Raw genomic sequence first — 16,852 nt, forward strand, 5'->3', positions numbered from 1 at the left:
GTTTGAGAGACACCCAAGTAGCACGGGGCCCGAGAAATCCCGTGTGAATCTGGCGGGACCACCCGCTAAGCCTAAATATTCCCTGGTGACCGATAGCGGATAGTACCGTGAGGGAATGGTGAAAAGTACCGCGGGAGCGGAGTGAAATAGTACCTGAAACCGTGTGCCTACAAGCCGTGGGAGCGTCGGACATCAGCTTGCTGGTGTCTCGTGACTGCGTGCCTTTTGAAGAATGAGCCTGCGAGTTTGCGGTGTGTTGCGAGGTTAACCCGGGTGGGGAAGCCGTAGCGAAAGCGAGTCCGAATAGGGCGTTTTAGTAGCACGCTCAAGACCCGAAGCGGAGTGATCTAGCCATGGGCAGGTTGAAGCGGAGGTAAGACTTCGTGGAGGACCGAACCCACCAGGGTTGAAAACCTGGGGGATGACCTGTGGTTAGGGGTGAAAGGCCAATCAAACTCCGTGATAGCTGGTTCTCCCCGAAATGCATTTAGGTGCAGCGTCGTGTGTTTCTTGCCGGAGGTAGAGCACTGGATAGGCGATGGGCCCTACCGGGTTACTGACCTTAGCCAAACTCCGAATGCCGGTAAGTGAGAGCGCGGCAGTGAGACTGTGGGGGATAAGCTCCATGGTCGAGAGGGAAACAGCCCAGAGCATCGACTAAGGCCCCTAAGCGTACGCTAAGTGGGAAAGGATGTGGAGTCGCAGAGACAACCAGGAGGTTGGCTTAGAAGCAGCCACCCTTGAAAGAGTGCGTAATAGCTCACTGGTCTAGTGATTCCGCGCCGACAATGTAGCGGGGCTCAAGCGTACCGCCGAAGTCGTGTCATTGCAGCATGAGGGCCAACGCCCGCTGTGATGGGTAGGGGAGCGTCGTCTGCCGGGTGAAGCGGCACTGGAAGGTAGTCGTGGACGGTTGACGAGTGAGAATGCAGGCATGAGTAGCGATACAAACGTGAGAAACGTTTGCGCCGATTGACTAAGGGTTCCTGGGTCAAGCTGATCTGCCCAGGGTAAGTCGGGACCTAAGGCGAGGCCGACAGGCGTAGTCGATGGATAACCGGTTGATATTCCGGTACCCGCTGTGAAGCGTCAAACATCGAATCCAGTGATGCTAAGGCCGTGAAGCCGCCCTGGAGCCTTCGGGCAAAGGGGAGTGGTGGAGCCGCTGACCCAAGTTGGTAGTAGGTGAGTGATGGGGTGACGCAGGAAGGTAGTCCATCCCGGGCGGTGGTTGTCCCGGGGTAAGGGTGTAGCCCGAGTGGTAGGCAAATCCGCCACTCTTGCAGGGTGAGACCTGATGCCGAGCCGATTGTGGTGAAGTGGATGATCCTATGCTGTCGAGAAAAGCCTCTAGCGAGTTTCATGGCGGCCCGTACCCTAAACCGACTCAGGTGGTCAGGTAGAGAATACCGAGGCGTTCGGGTGAACTATGGTTAAGGAACTCGGCAAAATGCCCCCGTAACTTCGGGAGAAGGGGGGCCACGTCTGGTGATCGGCTTTGCGCCGTGAGCTGGGGGTGGCCGCAGAGACCAGCGAGAAGCGACTGTTTACTAAAAACACAGGTCCGTGCGAAGCCGTAAGGCGATGTATACGGACTGACGCCTGCCCGGTGCTGGAACGTTAAGGGGACCGGTTAGCTCACTTTCGGGTGGGCGAAGCTGAGAACTTAAGCGCCAGTAAACGGCGGTGGTAACTATAACCATCCTAAGGTAGCGAAATTCCTTGTCGGGTAAGTTCCGACCTGCACGAATGGCGTAACGACTTCTCGACTGTCTCAACCATAGGCCCGGTGAAATTGCACTACGAGTAAAGATGCTCGTTTCGCGCAGCAGGACGGAAAGACCCCGGGACCTTTACTACAGTTTGATATTGGTGTTCGGTTCGGCTTGTGTAGGATAGCTGGGAGACTGTGAAGCTCGCACGCCAGTGTGGGTGGAGTCGTCGTTGAAATACCAGTCTGGTCGTGCTGGATGTCTAACCTGGGTCCGTGATCCGGATCAGGGACAGTGTCTGATGGGTAGTTTAACTGGGGCGGTTGCCTCCTAAAGGGTAACGGAGGCGCCCAAAGGTTCCCTCAGCCTGGTTGGCAATCAGGTGTTGAGTGTAAGTGCACAAGGGAGCTTGACTGTGAGACCGACGGGTCGAGCAGGGACGAAAGTCGGGACTAGTGATCCGGCGGTGGCTTGTGGAAGCGCCGTCGCTCAACGGATAAAAGGTACCCCGGGGATAACAGGCTGATCTTCCCCAAGAGTCCATATCGACGGGATGGTTTGGCACCTCGATGTCGGCTCGTCGCATCCTGGGGCTGGAGTCGGTCCCAAGGGTTGGGCTGTTCGCCCATTAAAGCGGTACGCGAGCTGGGTTTAGAACGTCGTGAGACAGTTCGGTCCCTATCCGCTGTGCGCGTAGGAGTCTTGAGAAGGGCTGTCCCTAGTACGAGAGGACCGGGACGGACGAACCTCTGGTGTGCCAGTTGTTCTGCCAAGGGCATGGCTGGTTGGCTACGTTCGGGAGGGATAACCGCTGAAAGCATCTAAGCGGGAAGCCTGCTTCGAGATGAGGACTCCCACCCACTTGATGGGGTAAGGCTCCCAGTAGACGACTGGGTTGATAGGCCGGATCTGGAAGCACGGTAACGTGTGGAGGTGACCGGTACTAATAGGCCGAGGGCTTGTCCTCAGTTGCTCGCGTCCACTGTGTTGGTTCTGAAACCACGAACAGCCCCATGTGTTACACATGGTGCGGCGTTCAGTTTCATAGTGTTTCGGTGGTCATAGCGTGAGGGAAACGCCCGGTTACATTCCGAACCCGGAAGCTAAGCCTCACAGCGCCGATGGTACTGCAGGGGGGACCCTGTGGGAGAGTAGGACGCCGCCGAACAAATTTTGAGGGAGACCCCCGCACCTTACGGTGCGGGGGTTTTCTGCGTTATGCATGAATGACGTCCCCGGAGGGACTGCGGCGGTTAGAAACACCTCTGAAGGTTCTTAGAGCCGGCCCGCCGCTTTGAGCGCCAGATAGGCGTCCGCGAGTGCCGGCGCCAGTTCCTCGGGAGTCGCGTCCACCACCGTCACCCCATGACGACGGAGCTGCTCGGCGATGCGTCGGCGCTCCTCCTGCGAGCGAGCCGCTGCCGCCGCCTCGTAAACGGCCTCAGTGTTGCCCCGGGCCTGAGCCATGCGGGCAATGTGCGGATCCGCCACCGACGCCACCAGAACCGTGTGGCGCTGAGTGAGCTGGGGAAGCACCGGAAGCAGACCCTGCTCCACCGGTGCCGCGTCCAACGTCGTGAGGAGCACGATCAGGGAACGCCGAGGTGCCGTGCGCAGAGCGGTGGAGGTGAGACCACGGGCATCGGTCTCGACGAGTTCCGGTTCCAGCGTCGCCATCGCGTTGACCAGCGAAGGCAGGACATCGCCGGCCGTACGGCCCTGGACCAGAGCACGTACCCGGCGGTCGTAGGCGAGCAGTGCCACCCGGTCGCCCGCGCGCGAGGCGAGGGCCGCGAGCAGCAGGGCCGCGTCCATGGAGGCGTCCAGCCGTGGGGCATCGCCCACGCGGCCCGCCGAGGTCCGGCCGGTGTCCAGGACCAGCAGGATGTGCCGGTCGCGTTCCGGACGCCAGGTGCGGACCGCGACGGAGGTCTGCCGGGCTGTGGCACGCCAGTCGATGGAGCGGGTGTCGTCTCCGGGCACGTACTCGCGCAGGCTGTCGAACTCCGTGCCCTCCCCACGAGTCAGCGCGCTGGTGCGGCCGTCGAGTTCACGCAATCGGGCGAGTTTCGACGGGAGGTGCTTGCGGCTGGTGAACGGGGGCAAGACTCGTACCGTCCAGGGCACCTTGTGGGTGCCTTGGCGGGTGAACAGGCCGAGGGGGCCGTAGGAGCGGATGGTCACGCGGTCGGCCTGGCGGTCGCCACGGCGGGTGGGACGCAGCGTGGTCGGCACGCGTCGGCGCTCGCCCGGGGGCACGGTCAGCCGGTGCCGTGAGGCCTCGGTCTCGGTGCCCGGCTGCCAGGCGCTCGGCGGCCAGGCGTCCCGGAGCTGGGCGCGTAGGGGGCGGCGGGTCGGGTTCGTGACCGTCAGGGTGACGTCGGCGGTGTCACCGAGCCGGGCCGTGGTGTCGCCGGAGCGGGTCAGCAGCAGGCGGCGTACCGGCGCGGCCAGCGCGTAGTCGCAGGCGCAGGCCAGGGCCAGTGGACCGTTGACCGCGAGGATGCCGGTCCAGCCCGGTTCCAGGATGCCGACGGGGATCGAGCCGAGGGCCGCGAGCAGAGCGGCGCGTCCGGTGAGTGCCATCAGCGGGGTACCGGGACGTGGGCGAGAATGGCGTTGATGACCGAGTCGGCGGTCACGCCCTCCATCTCGGCTTCCGGACGCAGCTGTACGCGGTGCCGCAGGGTCGGCAAGGCCAGGGCCTTCACGTCGTCGGGGATGACGTAGTCGCGGCCGGTCAGCCAGGCCCAGGCGCGTGAGGTGGCGAGCAGGGCGGTGGCGCCGCGCGGGGAAACGCCCAGGGTGAGCGACGGCGACTCGCGGGTGGCGCGGCAGATGTCCACGACGTAGGCGGTGATCTCCGGTGAGACGGTCGTCTTGGCGACCGCGGCGCGGGCCGCCTCCAGGTCCGCCGGGCCGGCGACCGGTCGTACGCCGGCGGCGCGCAGGTCGCGCGGGTCGAAGCCGGAGGCATGCCGGGTGAGGACGTCGATCTCGTCCTGGCGGGTGGGCAGGGGAATCGTCAGCTTCAGCAGGAAACGGTCCAGCTGGGCTTCCGGAAGGGGGTAGGTGCCCTCGTACTCGACCGGGTTCTGGGTCGCGGCGACCAGGAACGGTTCCGGGAGCGGGCGTGGGGTGCCGTCGACCGTGACCTGGCGTTCCTCCATGGCCTCCAGCAGCGAGGACTGGGTCTTGGGCGGGGTGCGGTTGATCTCGTCCGCGAGGAGCAGGTTGGTGAAGACCGGGCCCGGCTGGAAGGAGAACTCGGCGGTGCGGGTGTCGTAGACGAGGGAGCCGGTGACGTCGCTCGGCATCAGGTCCGGGGTGAACTGGACGCGCTTGGTGTCGAGTTCCAGCGCGGATGCGAGGGCGCGGACGAGCAGCGTTTTGGCGACCCCGGGGACTCCTTCCAGGAGTACGTGTCCGCGGCACAGGAGGGCGACGACGAGGCCGGTCACGGCGGGGTCCTGGCCGACCACGGCTTTGGCGATCTCGGCGCGCAGGGCTTCCAGCGCGGTGCGGGCGGTGCCCGCGTCCCCGCTCTGCCCGGCGTTGTCAGTGGTCGGGTCCATCATGAACGGCGTACCTCTCTTTCGAGGGCGTCGAGTCGGTCGGTGAGGGTGATGAGGGCCGCGTCGTCGCCGGGCGGCGGTCCGAAGAGGAGGGAGTGCAGGTCCTGTCCGTCGCCGGGCAGGCGGGCGGAGAGGGCGGGCAGCAGGGCCTCGGGCGTGTGCGCCTGAGCTGCGGGGACGCCGGAGAGGGGGGCGAGGCGGGTGCGGGTGGCGGAGCGCAGCGCGTCGGCCGCGCGGTCACGGGCGTTGGCCTTGCGGTAGAGGCGGGCGCGGCCTTCGGTGGTCTCGGAGGCGCGGATCGCGACGGGGAGTTTCTCGGCCACGAGCGGGCCGAATCGGCGGGCCCGCCAGAAGGCGGCGAGGACCGCCGCGATGAACAGCTGGAGGGTGGCCCACAGCCAGCCCGAGGGGAGCAGGTCGAAGAAGCCTTTCCGGTCGTCCGTCGGGGCGCCGGAGGCGTCGGACAGCGAGGGGAGGTACCAGACCAGATGGGGGCGGGAGCCGAGGAGTTGAAGGGCGAGGGAGGCGTTGCCCTGCTCGTCCAGGCGGTCGTTGTAGAGGATGTCGGGCGCGCCGAGCACGACGGTGTCGCCGCCCCCGGAGGCCGCGGGGAGCCGCAGCAGGGTGGCGAGGCGCTTGCTGGGGTAGCAGGAGTCGGCGTCGAGGTGCGCGGTGGTGTAGCGGATGCCTCCGGTGTCGGCGGTGCCCGCGCGCCGGGCCTCGGGCAGGGCGCAGTCCGGGGCGAGCGTGGAGTCGCCGCTGACCGCGGGGTCCGCGGTGACCCCGGGGGCGAGCCGTTCGACGGACCAGCCGCCGGCCGCGACCAGGACGGTCCGGCCGCCGGAGTCCGCCATCGCCGAGTGCAGCAGGTCCTGTTGCCGGTGGGTCAGCCGGTCGGGTACGGCGACGAGGAGGGTGGTGTCGGGGCCGGTGGCGGAGCGTGCCGCGTCGAGTGTGGTGACCACGCGTGTGGACACGCCACGCTGGGCGAGGAGTTCGGCGACGGCGCGGCTGCCGTAGGGGTCGGCGGAGCGCGGGTCCAGTTCGCCGTGGTGGGCGGTGGAGCGCACGGCGGCCATGGCGACGGCCGCGGCCAGGACGAGGACGACGGCGAGCGCGATGCCGCGGGACCGGGTCCACAGCAGGCGGCCGGTGGGCGCGGTGGAGGTGGTGGTCGTCGGCGGGGCCACGGTGGTCACTCGGGTGCCCCCTGGCGGGTGCTGTGGGCCGCGCTGACGGCACTGCCGGCGAGGCTCGGCCGGGTGTTCTCCAGGTCGCGGTCCAGTTCGGCGAGGCGGCGGTACGACTGCTCGTCGGCTGTGCGCCCGCCGTATGTGACGTCGTCGAACTCCCGTGCCGCGACGCGCAGTCGGTCCGCGTGGACGGGCAGGGCGCGGCCGGCCTCGGCGGCGGCTTCGTCGGCGGTGCGGCCGGGGCGTACGTCGAGCAGGGCGCGTTCCTCCAGGGCGCGGACCACGGCTCGCATGCGTTCCTGGACGGCCTGGTTCCAGTGGCCTTGGGACGCGTGTGCCTCGCCGGCCGCGCGGTGTTCGGCGGCGCTGCGGGTGCGCTCGTCGAACAGGGGCGCGGCTGAGGAAGCTTGGCGGCGGGGGGTGCCCAGGCGCCACCAGAGGGCGGCCAGGACGGCGACGGCGAACAGGATGACGACGAACAGGCCGACCGCGCCGCCCGGGGTGGCCGACGCGGCCGTGCCGAACAGCCGGTCGAGCCAGTCCCAGAACGCGTTCAGGGCGCGCTGGAACAGGCTGGGATCGTTCTCGTGGTACATCCGCTTGGACAGTTCGCGCCGGGCCGCTTCCCGCGCGGGGTCGCGCGGGATGGTCACCGGCGGCTCGTCGCCCGAGCCGCCGGCCGCCAGGAGCGCACGGTCCGACGCGCGCCAGACTCGTACGACGGTGGTTCCGCCCGATGGCAGGACCGCCGTGAGTACTCCCCCCGTGAGGCCCACCGCGTCAGCTCCCGGGGACGGGACCGGGGGCGCCGGTGCCGTGGCCCTGGACACCGGCCGCGCGGGCCAGTTCCAGGTCGAGGGCTTCGCGGCGGATGCGCTGGTCGATGTACAGGAGCGCGGTGACGCCGGCGCTGATCGGGAGGGTGAGCGTGGTGCCGATCACCGAGCCGATGGACCGGATGATCAGGAACGCCCAGCCGACGTGTCCGCCGTTGGTGGCGAGGAAGTCGGCCATGCCGTCGCCGCTCGCGGCGGCGCCGATGACGGCGAAGGGGATGGTCACGATCGCGGAGACGATGTTCGCGATCAGGCCGGCGAGCAACTGGATGCCGAAGACGCGCCACCAGGAGCCCCGCACCAGCCGGGCGGAGCGGCTCATGGACTGGCGGATGCCCTGCCGTTCCAGCATCAGGGCGGGTGCGGCCAGGTAGTAGCGGATGCTCAGCCAGACCGCGACGGCGGCGGCGCCGATGATGCCCAGGGCCATCAGCGCGGCCCCTGCGGCGTCGCTGCCACTGCCGATCAGGACGAGGAAGCCGGGCAGCGCGCCGGCGGCGAGCACGCCGAAGACGATCAGACCGAGCAGGATGAGCAGACCGCACAGCTTGAGCAGCCGCGGGCGGGCCTCGCGCCAGGCCTCGCCGGTGCTGACCGGCTTGCCGAGCACGGCACGGCTGGTGATGGTCGTGAGCAGGGCGGTCGCGACGATGGTGGCGGCCGCCGAGACCACTGTGAGGAGTCCGGTGCCGACCATGGTGTCGCGCAGACTGCGGAGCACCTCGCCGGGGGTGGCGGTCTCGCTGTCGAGCGCGGTGTCGGTGAGGGCGTCGTTGAGGACGAAGCCCTGCAGCAGGACCAGGCCGGTCTCGGTGAGCAGGGCGACCGCCAGCGAGATGGCGAGGACCGAGCGCCAGTAGGTGCGCATGGTGGAGACGGCGCCGTCGAGGATTTCACCGACGCCGAGCGGGCGCAGCGGGATGACGCCGGGTTTGGCGGCGGGCGGCGGTCCGCCCCAGCCGCCGCCCCACGCCGGGTAACCGCCGTGCCCGGTGGGCGGGCCTTGGTATCCGCCGCCATGACCGCCATGACCGCCGTAGCCGCCGGGGCCCGGGGCGCCGGGGGGCCGGCCGCCCCAGCCGGGGCCGGGTGGCGGGGGTGGCGGGGTCTGGTGCGGGCCGGGTGTCCCGGGGGCGCCGGGGGCGCCGGTGGGCGCCGACCACTGGCCGGGTGGCGGCTGCTCCTTGGACCATTTCACGCCTGGGCCCTGCGGGTCCGGGCCCGGCTGCGGCGCGGGCTCGGCGGGGCCGGGGCGGTCGGCGGGCTCGGCGGGGCCGGACGCACCGGGTTCCCGCCCCTCGGACGACGAGGCGGATCCGGGCGAGGCCCAGCCCGGAGTGTCAGTCATCGAAGCTCCTTCTCGGTGCCCGTCCGCGGTCGCGGCGGCGGGTTGGCAGCCATCGTGCCATGGGCCGGTCATCGGGGTACCGGCCGCAGTGGGGGCGGGACTTCTTCAATTGTCCGCCGGATCCGGGGCAGACTGACGGCATGGCTGATCAGCAGGCGCGAACCGGCGGGGACAAGCGGCCGACCGAGGTACCGGCGATCCGATGGGAGGAACCACCCGAGGGTCCCGTACTGGTCCTTCTCGACCAGACGAGGCTCCCGGCCGAAGAGGTCGAGTTGGTGTGCACGGACGCGCCGGCGCTGGTGGAGGCGATCCGCTCGCTCGCCGTGCGCGGGGCCCCGCTGCTCGGGATCGCGGGGGCGTACGGCGTCGCGCTCGCCGCCGCGCGTGGCTTCGACGTGCCCGAGGCGGCGCGGACGCTGGAAGGGGCCAGGCCCACCGCGGTGAACCTGTCCGTCGGGGTGCGCCGGGCCGAGTCCGCGCACCGGGCGGCGCTGGCCCGCACCGGTGACCCCACGGCGGCCGCCGTGGCGGCGCTCGCCGAGGCGCGGGCGCTGCACCAGGAGGACGCCGAGGCCAGCGCCCGGATGGCGGCCCACGGGCTGACCCTGCTGGACGAACTGCTGCCGGCCGGCGGGCACCGCATCCTGACCCACTGCAACACCGGTTCGCTGGTGTCGGGCGGGGAGGGCACGGCGTTCGCGGTGGCGCTCGCCGCGCACCGGGCGGGGCGGCTGCGGCGGCTGTGGGTGGATGAGACGCGGCCGTTGTTGCAGGGGGCGCGCCTGACGGCGTACGAGGCGGCCCGCAGCGGCATGCCGTACACGCTGCTCACCGACAACGCGGCGGGTTCGCTGTTCGCGGCGGGCGAGGTGGACGCGGTGCTGATCGGGGCGGACCGGATCGCGGCCGACGGTTCGGTGGCGAACAAGGTGGGCAGCTATCCGCTGGCTGTGCTCGCCCGGTACCACCATGTGCCGTTCATCGTGGTGGCCCCGGTGACGACGATCGACCCGGACACTCCCGACGGGGCGTCCATCGAGGTCGAGCAGCGGCCCGGCTTCGAGGTGACCGAGGTCGTGGCACCCCAGGTGGCGGCGACCGGTGCGGCGGGCGGGATACCGGTGGCGCCGCTGGGGACGCAGGCGTACAACCCGGCGTTCGACGTGACGCCGCCCGAGCTGGTGACGGCCATCGTCACCGAGCAGGGAGTCGTCTCCCCGGTGACCGCCGAGTCCCTCGCCGAGGCATGTGCCCTCTCGCGCCGCGGCGCGGACCCCGCCTGAGCGGGCCGCGGGCGGTGGCCGGGGGCAGACAGTGACCGTCCCCTACGACTATCGTCACGGGCCAGTGACCTGCCTCACCAGCGCCCCGGTCACCGTTACGAGAATGGGATGATGTCGTTTATGAAGGGACGAGTCCTTGTCGTCGACGACGACACCGCACTGGCCGAGATGCTCGGGATCGTGCTGCGTGGTGAAGGTTTTGAGCCGTCTTTCGTAGCCGACGGCGACAAGGCGCTGGCCGCTTTCCGTGAGAGCAAGCCCGATCTGGTGCTGCTCGACCTGATGCTGCCCGGGCGGGACGGCATCGAGGTGTGCCGGCTGATCCGGGCGGAGTCCGGGGTGCCGATCGTGATGCTCACGGCCAAGAGCGACACCGTGGATGTCGTGGTGGGCCTGGAGTCGGGGGCCGACGACTACATCGTCAAGCCGTTCAAGCCCAAGGAGCTGGTGGCCCGGATCCGGGCCCGGCTGCGCAGGTCGGAGGAGCCGGCGCCGGAGCAGCTCACCATCGGTGACCTGGTCATCGATGTCGCCGGGCACTCGGTGAAGCGGGACGGGCAGTCCATAGCGCTGACCCCGCTGGAGTTCGATCTGCTGGTGGCGCTCGCGCGCAAGCCGTGGCAGGTGTTCACCCGTGAGGTGCTGCTGGAGCAGGTGTGGGGCTACCGCCACGCCGCCGACACGCGGCTCGTCAACGTGCATGTCCAGCGGCTGCGTTCCAAGGTCGAGAAGGACCCGGAGCGGCCGGAGATCGTGGTGACCGTCCGTGGTGTCGGTTACAAGGCCGGACCGAGCTGACGTGTCCGGGGACAGTGCTGCTTCGGTTCCCGGTGGGCCCGGGACCCGTCCGGGGCGGCCTGTCGGCCGGACGGCGGTGAGTGCGCGCCTCAGGCGTCTGTTCGAGGGCGGGCTGCCGCGCGGCGGGGTGCAGGGCAGCCCGGTCCTGCGGTTGTTCTTGCGCTGGGTGCGCCGTCCGCTGCTGCCGGTGATGCGGCTGTGGCGGCGCAACATCCAGCTCCGGGTCGTGGCGACGACCCTGGTGATGTCGCTGGGCGTCGTCCTGCTGCTGGGCTTCGTCGTGATCGGGCAGGTGCGCAACGGCCTGCTGGATGCCAAGGTGAAGGCGTCGCAGAGCCAGGCCACAGGCGGGTTCGCGGTGGCCAGGCAGAAGGCCGACGAGGCGGTGAGCGGCACGGGCGCCGGCAGGGCGGCCGGGACCGGTGACGGTACGGCGACCGCCGACGGACGGCAGTCGCAGAACGTCATCCAGTGGATGAGCGACCTCGTGGAGTCGCTGTCCAGCGGTGGCGCGGGCGCCTTCGACGTGGTGACGCTGCCCGTCGGCGACGACAGCGGCGGCGGCCGCAGCCCGCGCGGCTCGGGGAACGTCAACCCGACCTCCAGCGTGCCCGCCGAGCTGCGCGAGCGGGTCAACAGCGGTACGACGGCCGTGCAGAGCAACACACGGATCGTCTACTTCGGCGGCAAGGAACCGCAGCCGGGTCTTGCCATCGGCAAGCAGGTCAGCGACCCGAACGGCCGCCAGTACGAGCTGTACTACCTCTTCCCGCTCACGCAGGAGGAGAAGTCCCTGAGCCTGGTCAAGGGCACCCTGGCCACGGCGGGGCTGTTCGTCGTCGTCCTGCTCGGCGCCATCGCCTGGCTGGTGGTGCGGCAGGTGGTCACGCCGGTGCGGATGGCGGCCGGGATCGCGGAGCGGCTGTCCGCCGGGCGGCTCCAGGAGCGGATGAAGGTCACCGGCGAGGACGACATCGCGCGCCTGGGCGAGGCCTTCAACAAGATGGCGCAGAACCTCCAGGTCAAGATCCAGCAGCTGGAGGACCTGTCGCGGATGCAGCGGCGGTTCGTCTCCGACGTCTCGCACGAGCTGCGCACTCCGCTGACCACCGTCCGGATGGCCGCCGACGTCATCCACGAGGCGCGCGAGGACTTCGACCCGGTGACCGCGCGGTCGGCCGAGCTGCTCGCCGACCAGCTGGACCGGTTCGAGTCGCTGCTCGCGGACCTGCTGGAGATCAGCCGGTTCGACGCCGGCGCCGCCGCGCTGGAGGCCGAGCCGATAGACCTCAGGGAGGTCGTCCGGCGGGTGGTCAGCGGTGCCGAGCCGCTCGCCGAGCGCAAGGGCACGCGCATACGGGTGGTCGGCGACCAGCAGCCCGTCGTCGCCGAGGCGGACGCCCGGCGCGTGGAGCGCGTCCTGCGCAACCTCGTCGTCAACGCGGTCGAGCACGGCGAGGGCAAGGACGTCGTCGTCAAGCTCGCCGCCGCGGGAGGAGCGGTGGCCGTCGCCGTACGGGACTACGGCGTCGGCCTGAAGCCCGGCGAGGCGACCCGGGTCTTCAGCCGCTTCTGGCGGGCCGACCCGGCACGCGCGCGTACCACCGGCGGCACCGGCCTCGGGCTGTCGATCGCCCTGGAGGACGCGCGGCTGCACGGCGGCTGGCTGCAGGCCTGGGGCGAGCCCGGTGGCGGCTCCCAGTTCAGGCTGACGCTGCCGAGGACCGCGGACGAGCCGCTGCGGGGCTCGCCGATACCGCTGGAGCCGAAGGACTCGCGCCGCAACCGCGGCCTCGACGACGGCGGCGAGGCGGGCGCCGGCGAGGAGAAACGGGCGACCGTCCCGGTGCAGCAGACCGGCGCACAGGTGCCCGCGCTGCTTTCGCGGGCGCCGATGGCGTCGCCGCTGACCACCGCGACCCCGGCCGCGGATCCGACCGCCCTGCCGGGCAAGGGCAACGGCGCGCGCGTGGTGCCCCGGCCCACCGGAGGCGTACGGCGGCCCGGCGACGAGGCCGCCACGCGCCCGGCGCCGGACGTGCCGGACGCGGCGGGGACCCGGCCGGACTCCGCCGCGCCGCAGGACTCGACGCAGTCAGGGGAGGCATTCCGTGGTCGCTGACCGCGTGGGGGGCGCACGGCGGCGGCCGGGGCGCGCGGTGGCGTGCGCCGCCCTGGGTGCCGTACTGCTGGCGGGGTGCGCCTCGATGCCCGACAGCGGGGACCTGCGGGATGTGGAGTCCACGCCGCGGCAGGACACCGCGGTACGGGTGTTCGCCATGCCGCCGGCCGACGGGGCCGGTCCGGGCGAGATCATGCAGGGCTTCCTGGAGGCGCTGACCAGCGACGACCCGGAGTACGACACGGCGCGCAAGTATCTGTCGGCCGATGCGGCGAGCCGCTGGCGGCCGGAGCTGTCGACCACCGTCCTGGCGAACGGGCCGAGCATCGAGACCGACTGCAGCCCGGGCGGACGGGAGGAGACCAACAGCGTCACCTGTGTGCTGACCGGCACCCGGGTCGCCACGGTCGACGCGCAGCATGCCTACCAGCCGGCCGGCGGCTCCTACCGCAAGACGCTGCACCTGACGAAGAACCCCAAGAGCGGACAGTGGCGCATCGACGGGCTGCCGGACGGCGTCGTCATGGGCAAGTCGGACTTCCAGCGCAACTACACGTCCGTCGACAAGTACTACTTCGCCTCCGACACGGCGGTCGGGGCGGGCGGGCAGCCGGTGGCGGTCGCCGATCCGGTGTTCGTGCGCGGCAAGGTGGACCCGATGACGCAGATGGTCCGGGCGCTGCTGAAGGGGCCCACCACCTGGCTCGGGCCGGTGGTCAGGTCGAGCTTCCCGACCGGTACGGCGCTGCGCGAGGGCGTGTCCGGGCTGACGCCGGACGACCAGAACCGGCTGACCGTGCCGCTGAACCTCAAGGCGTCCCAGGTCGCTACGGGCAAGTGCACCGAGATGGCGACGCAGTTGCTGTTCACCCTGCGGAACCTGGCGCCGACGCTGGAATCCGTCGAGCTGCGCGGGGCCGGTGACGAGCGGCTGTGCGAACTGACCGAGGAGCGGGCCGAGGCCACCGCCTGGCACGGGTCGTCCAAGCACCCGGAGTACGTGTACTTCATCGACGGCAGGCACCGGGTGGTGCGGATGCCGACCGCGAGCACCGGCACGGGCTCCGTCGCGGTGCCGGGTCCGCTCGGCGAGGGCGGCAGGGACCTGCGGTCGGTGGCCGTGTCGCGGGACGAGCACACCGCGGCCGGGGTCGCCGACGGGGGCGCTTCGCTGTACGTGGCCTCGCTGGCGTCGGGCGGTTCGCTCGGTGAGCCGCTGGTGACCAGCGACGGGCCCACTCCCGACGAGCGTCTGACCACGCCGAGCTGGGACGCCCACGGCGACCTGTGGGTGGCCGACGGTGATCCCCGCCGGCCCCGCCTGTACGTCCTGGAGGAGGGGGAGAAGGAAGCGGTGCCCGTCGCCGTGCCCGATCTTCCGGGCCGGATCACGGACGCGCGGGTGGCCGCCGACGGGGCACGGATCGCGCTGCTCGTGGCCAAGGACGGCAAGCAGTCCCTGTTCATCGGCCGGATCCAGCACGACGACGGCACCGGGCAGGGCATCTCGGTGGACGGGCTGCGCTCGGCGACACCGGACCTGGAGCAGGTCAGCGCCATCTCCTGGGCCGGGGACAGCAGACTGCTCGTCGTCGGCCAGGAACAGGGGGGCGTGCAGCAGATGCGGTACGTCCAGGCCGACGGGTCCACGCTGGACGGCCCCGCCCCGGGTGCCCTCACCAGCGTCAAGGCGATCGCCGCGGCCGAGGACGAGCGGGTGCCGCTGGTGGCCTACTCGGAGGACGGGATCGTCCGGCTGCCGTCCGGGGCGCAGTGGCAGAAGGTCGACAAGGACGGTTCGGCGCCGGTCTATCCGGGCTGACACCACGCTGACCTGCGCGGTTTTCTGGTCGTCTGGCGTTTCGCCGGTTATCCACAGGCGGTTTTCCACAGGGGTGGCGGGCCGGCGGCGGCGCGGGCACAGTGGTGGTCATGCGGGGGTGGTGGCAGGACCTCACCGACCTGGTGCTGCCGGCCGACTGCGCGGGCTGCGGGGCACCTCGTACGGCGCTGTGCCCGCGGTGCCGGGCCACGCTGGACGGGGGCGTGCCGCGGCGGGCACGGCCGGTGCCGGAGCCGGCCGGGCTGCCGGTGGTGCACGCGGTGGCCCCCTACGCGGGGGAGGTGCGCGCGCTGCTGCTGGCCCACAAGGAGCGGGGCGTGCTGGCTCTCGCGGGAGCGCTGGGCGTGGCGCTGGCGCGGGCTGTACGGGCGGGCCTCGGGGCGGATGGCGAGGACGTGGGCGGCCTCGGCCCCGGCGTCGGCCTCGGTGCGGCCGGGGGTGCCGGTGGCGGGCCGGCGGGGCACTTCTGGCGGGAACCCCTGCTGCTGGTGCCCGTGCCTTCCGCGCGGTGGGCGGTGCGGGCGCGGGGGCACGATCCCGTGCGGCGGATGGCGCTCGCGGCGGCGCGGGAGCTGCGGCGCACCGGGACGCCGGCCCGGGTGGCGGCCGTGCTGCGGCAGCGGCGGGCCGTCGCGGACCAGGCGGGGCTGGACGCGCCGGGGCGCCGGGCGAACCTCGCCGGGGCGCTGGAGGTGACCGCGGGAGGCGGCCCGCTGCTCGGCGACGGCCGGCGCGTCGTCCTCGTCGACGATCTGATGACGACGGGCGCCAGTCTCGCGGAGGCGGCGCGGGCGCTGCGGGAGACCGCGGTATCCGGCGCCAATGGCGGAACGGCCGTGTATCGGGCCATAACTCGGGAAGGTAGGGAGGAACGACGGATCGGTTCAGAGCAGGAGAGGACGGAGTCGGTGCACAGTGCACCGGAAAAGGCGATGCCGAACGCCCGCGCGCGGATGCCGCGTGCCGCCGTGATCGCCGCTCCCGCCGATTCCCTGGAAATAAACAGGAACTGATCGTCAACGTGCATCGTTGCAGGTAGTGAGAGGCTTAATTCGCCTGAACGGAGGTGCGGCAGCAGAGAGGGTGACGACATCGCTCCGGGCGAGATATGTTCGGTTGTGAGGAAAGGCCCAGGCCACACACCTCGCATATCCGAATGCCGTGCGCGGTTTTCGGCAATCACCCGCGCCGGTGGGGTGGAGATCTCGCCCTTGGGGGAGGAGGAGGTGGAAGTCACCGAGTCCGAGGTCCGGTGATCACCGGACCTGGTGCGAAAGGGAGACGCTCCGCCGATGGAGCGGAGCGATCCGGGAACGGAGTTCTGCGTGGACATCGTCGTCAAGGGCCGCAAGACCGAGGTGCCCGAGCGGTTCCGCAAGCACGTGGCCGAGAAGCTGAAGCTGGAGAAGATCCAGAGGCTCGATGCCAAGGTGATCAGCCTCGACGTCGAGGTGTCCAAGGAGCCCAACCCCCGGCAGGCCGACCGCTGTGACCGAGTGGAGATCACGCTCCGCTCCCGCGGTCCGGTGATCCGGGCGGAGGCGGCGGCCAGCGATCCCTACGCCGCACTCGACCTGGCGGCGGAGAAGCTGGACGCGCGGCTGCGCAAGCAGCACGACAAGCGGTTCTCACGCCGGGGCGCGCGCCGCATCTCGGCGGCCGAGGTCCCCGACCACGTACCCGGCGCGGCGACACTGAACGGCAACGGCCTGGCCGCCTCGGAGGAGGAGTCGGACGGGGTGCCGACCAAGAAGATCGGCTCTCTCGAGGTCAAGGGCGAAGGCCCCCTCGTCGTCCGCGAGAAGACCCACGTCGCCGCACCGATGACGCTTGACCAGGCCCTCTACGAGATGGAGCTGGTCGGCCACGACTTCTACTTGTTCGTCGACTCCGAGACGAAGGAACCGAGCGTCGTCTACCGGCGGCACGCCTACGACTACGGCGTGATCCATCTCAGCACGGACCCGATGGTCGCCGAGGCGCAGACCCCTACGGCCGGGGGCACGCTGGGCGGCTGACCCACCCGGCTGAGGCTGAGCCGGTGCCCCTGGAGCGAGCGTGCGCCCCCAGGGGCACCGGCGTGCGACCAGTTCGCGCCCCGCACGTCACCTCGGTGTCGCCCGGGCATGAAATCATGGC

At 70.5% G+C, this 16,852-nt stretch carries 11 protein-coding genes and 2 rRNA genes (1 of these 13 only partly in view); 8 read left to right on the forward strand and 5 right to left on the reverse strand.

What is annotated here, in order from left to right; all coding sequences use genetic code 11:
• Together Srubr_RS35145 and rrf are read left to right on the forward strand one after the other, a co-directional pair.
• Positions 1-2,679 (forward strand): 23S ribosomal RNA (locus tag Srubr_RS35145); it begins 442 nt to the left of the window's first position.
• 84 nt (positions 2,680-2,763) lie between these two features.
• A 5S ribosomal RNA gene (rrf, locus tag Srubr_RS35150) occupies positions 2,764-2,880 on the forward strand.
• 107 nt (positions 2,881-2,987) lie between these two features.
• Here rrf and Srubr_RS35155 read toward each other — a convergent pair.
• The 5 genes from Srubr_RS35155 to Srubr_RS35175 form a co-directional block, all read right to left on the reverse strand.
• Entirely contained in the window at positions 2,988-4,298 is a 1,311-nt protein-coding gene (locus Srubr_RS35155; RefSeq protein WP_189995999.1) for a DUF58 domain-containing protein, read from the reverse strand.
• A complete protein-coding gene (locus tag Srubr_RS35160; protein ID WP_189995998.1) occupies positions 4,298-5,287 on the reverse strand; it encodes an AAA family ATPase in 990 nt (329 codons plus the stop codon). Before Srubr_RS35160 ends, Srubr_RS35155 begins: the two co-directional genes overlap by 1 nt.
• Positions 5,287-6,486: a DUF4350 domain-containing protein gene (locus Srubr_RS35165; protein ID WP_189995997.1), complete on the reverse strand. Its 1,200-nt coding sequence runs from the start codon at positions 6,484-6,486 to the stop codon at positions 5,287-5,289. Before Srubr_RS35165 ends, Srubr_RS35160 begins: the two co-directional genes overlap by 1 nt.
• Positions 6,483-7,133 (reverse strand): DUF4129 domain-containing protein, encoded by a 651-nt coding sequence (locus Srubr_RS35170; protein ID WP_229926708.1) that lies wholly within the window; start codon positions 7,131-7,133, stop codon positions 6,483-6,485. Before Srubr_RS35170 ends, Srubr_RS35165 begins: the two co-directional genes overlap by 4 nt.
• Positions 7,134-7,260: 127 nt before the next feature.
• Entirely contained in the window at positions 7,261-8,664 is a 1,404-nt protein-coding gene (locus Srubr_RS35175) for a glycerophosphoryl diester phosphodiesterase membrane domain-containing protein (protein ID WP_189995995.1), read from the reverse strand.
• Positions 8,665-8,804: 140 nt separating this feature from the next.
• On the opposite strand from Srubr_RS35175, the gene mtnA reads away from it, so the two are divergent.
• The 6 genes from mtnA to hpf all read left to right on the forward strand — a co-directional run bounded on the left by mtnA (position 8,805) and on the right by hpf (position 16,731).
• On the forward strand, positions 8,805-9,950 hold the full coding sequence (mtnA, locus tag Srubr_RS35180) for an S-methyl-5-thioribose-1-phosphate isomerase (protein ID WP_189995994.1): 1,146 nt from the start codon (positions 8,805-8,807) through the stop codon (positions 9,948-9,950).
• Between the two features lie 108 nt (positions 9,951-10,058).
• Positions 10,059-10,748, forward strand: a complete 690-nt coding sequence (gene mtrA, locus Srubr_RS35185) for a two-component system response regulator MtrA (RefSeq protein WP_187279108.1) — start codon at positions 10,059-10,061, stop codon at positions 10,746-10,748.
• Between the two features lies 1 nt (position 10,749).
• A complete protein-coding gene (gene mtrB / locus Srubr_RS35190; protein ID WP_189995993.1) occupies positions 10,750-12,870 on the forward strand; it encodes an MtrAB system histidine kinase MtrB in 2,121 nt (706 codons plus the stop codon).
• Positions 12,860-14,692, forward strand: a complete 1,833-nt coding sequence (locus Srubr_RS35195; RefSeq protein WP_229926707.1) for an LpqB family beta-propeller domain-containing protein — start codon at positions 12,860-12,862, stop codon at positions 14,690-14,692. Before mtrB ends, Srubr_RS35195 begins: the two co-directional genes overlap by 11 nt.
• A gap of 110 nt (positions 14,693-14,802) precedes the next feature.
• Positions 14,803-15,726 carry a ComF family protein gene (locus Srubr_RS35200; RefSeq protein WP_189995992.1) on the forward strand — a complete coding sequence of 308 codons (924 nt, stop codon included), beginning with the start codon at positions 14,803-14,805 and terminating at the stop codon, positions 15,724-15,726.
• 312 nt (positions 15,727-16,038) lie between these two features.
• The gene (gene hpf, locus Srubr_RS35205; protein ID WP_373313526.1) at positions 16,039-16,731 is read left to right on the forward strand and encodes a ribosome hibernation-promoting factor, HPF/YfiA family; all 693 of its coding nucleotides are present in this window, start codon (positions 16,039-16,041) and stop codon (positions 16,729-16,731) included.
• Positions 16,732-16,852 lie beyond the last annotated feature (121 nt).

The sequence above is a fragment of the Streptomyces rubradiris genome, assembly GCF_016860525.1.
Classification (GTDB): Bacteria; Actinomycetota; Actinomycetes; order Streptomycetales; family Streptomycetaceae; genus Streptomyces; species Streptomyces rubradiris.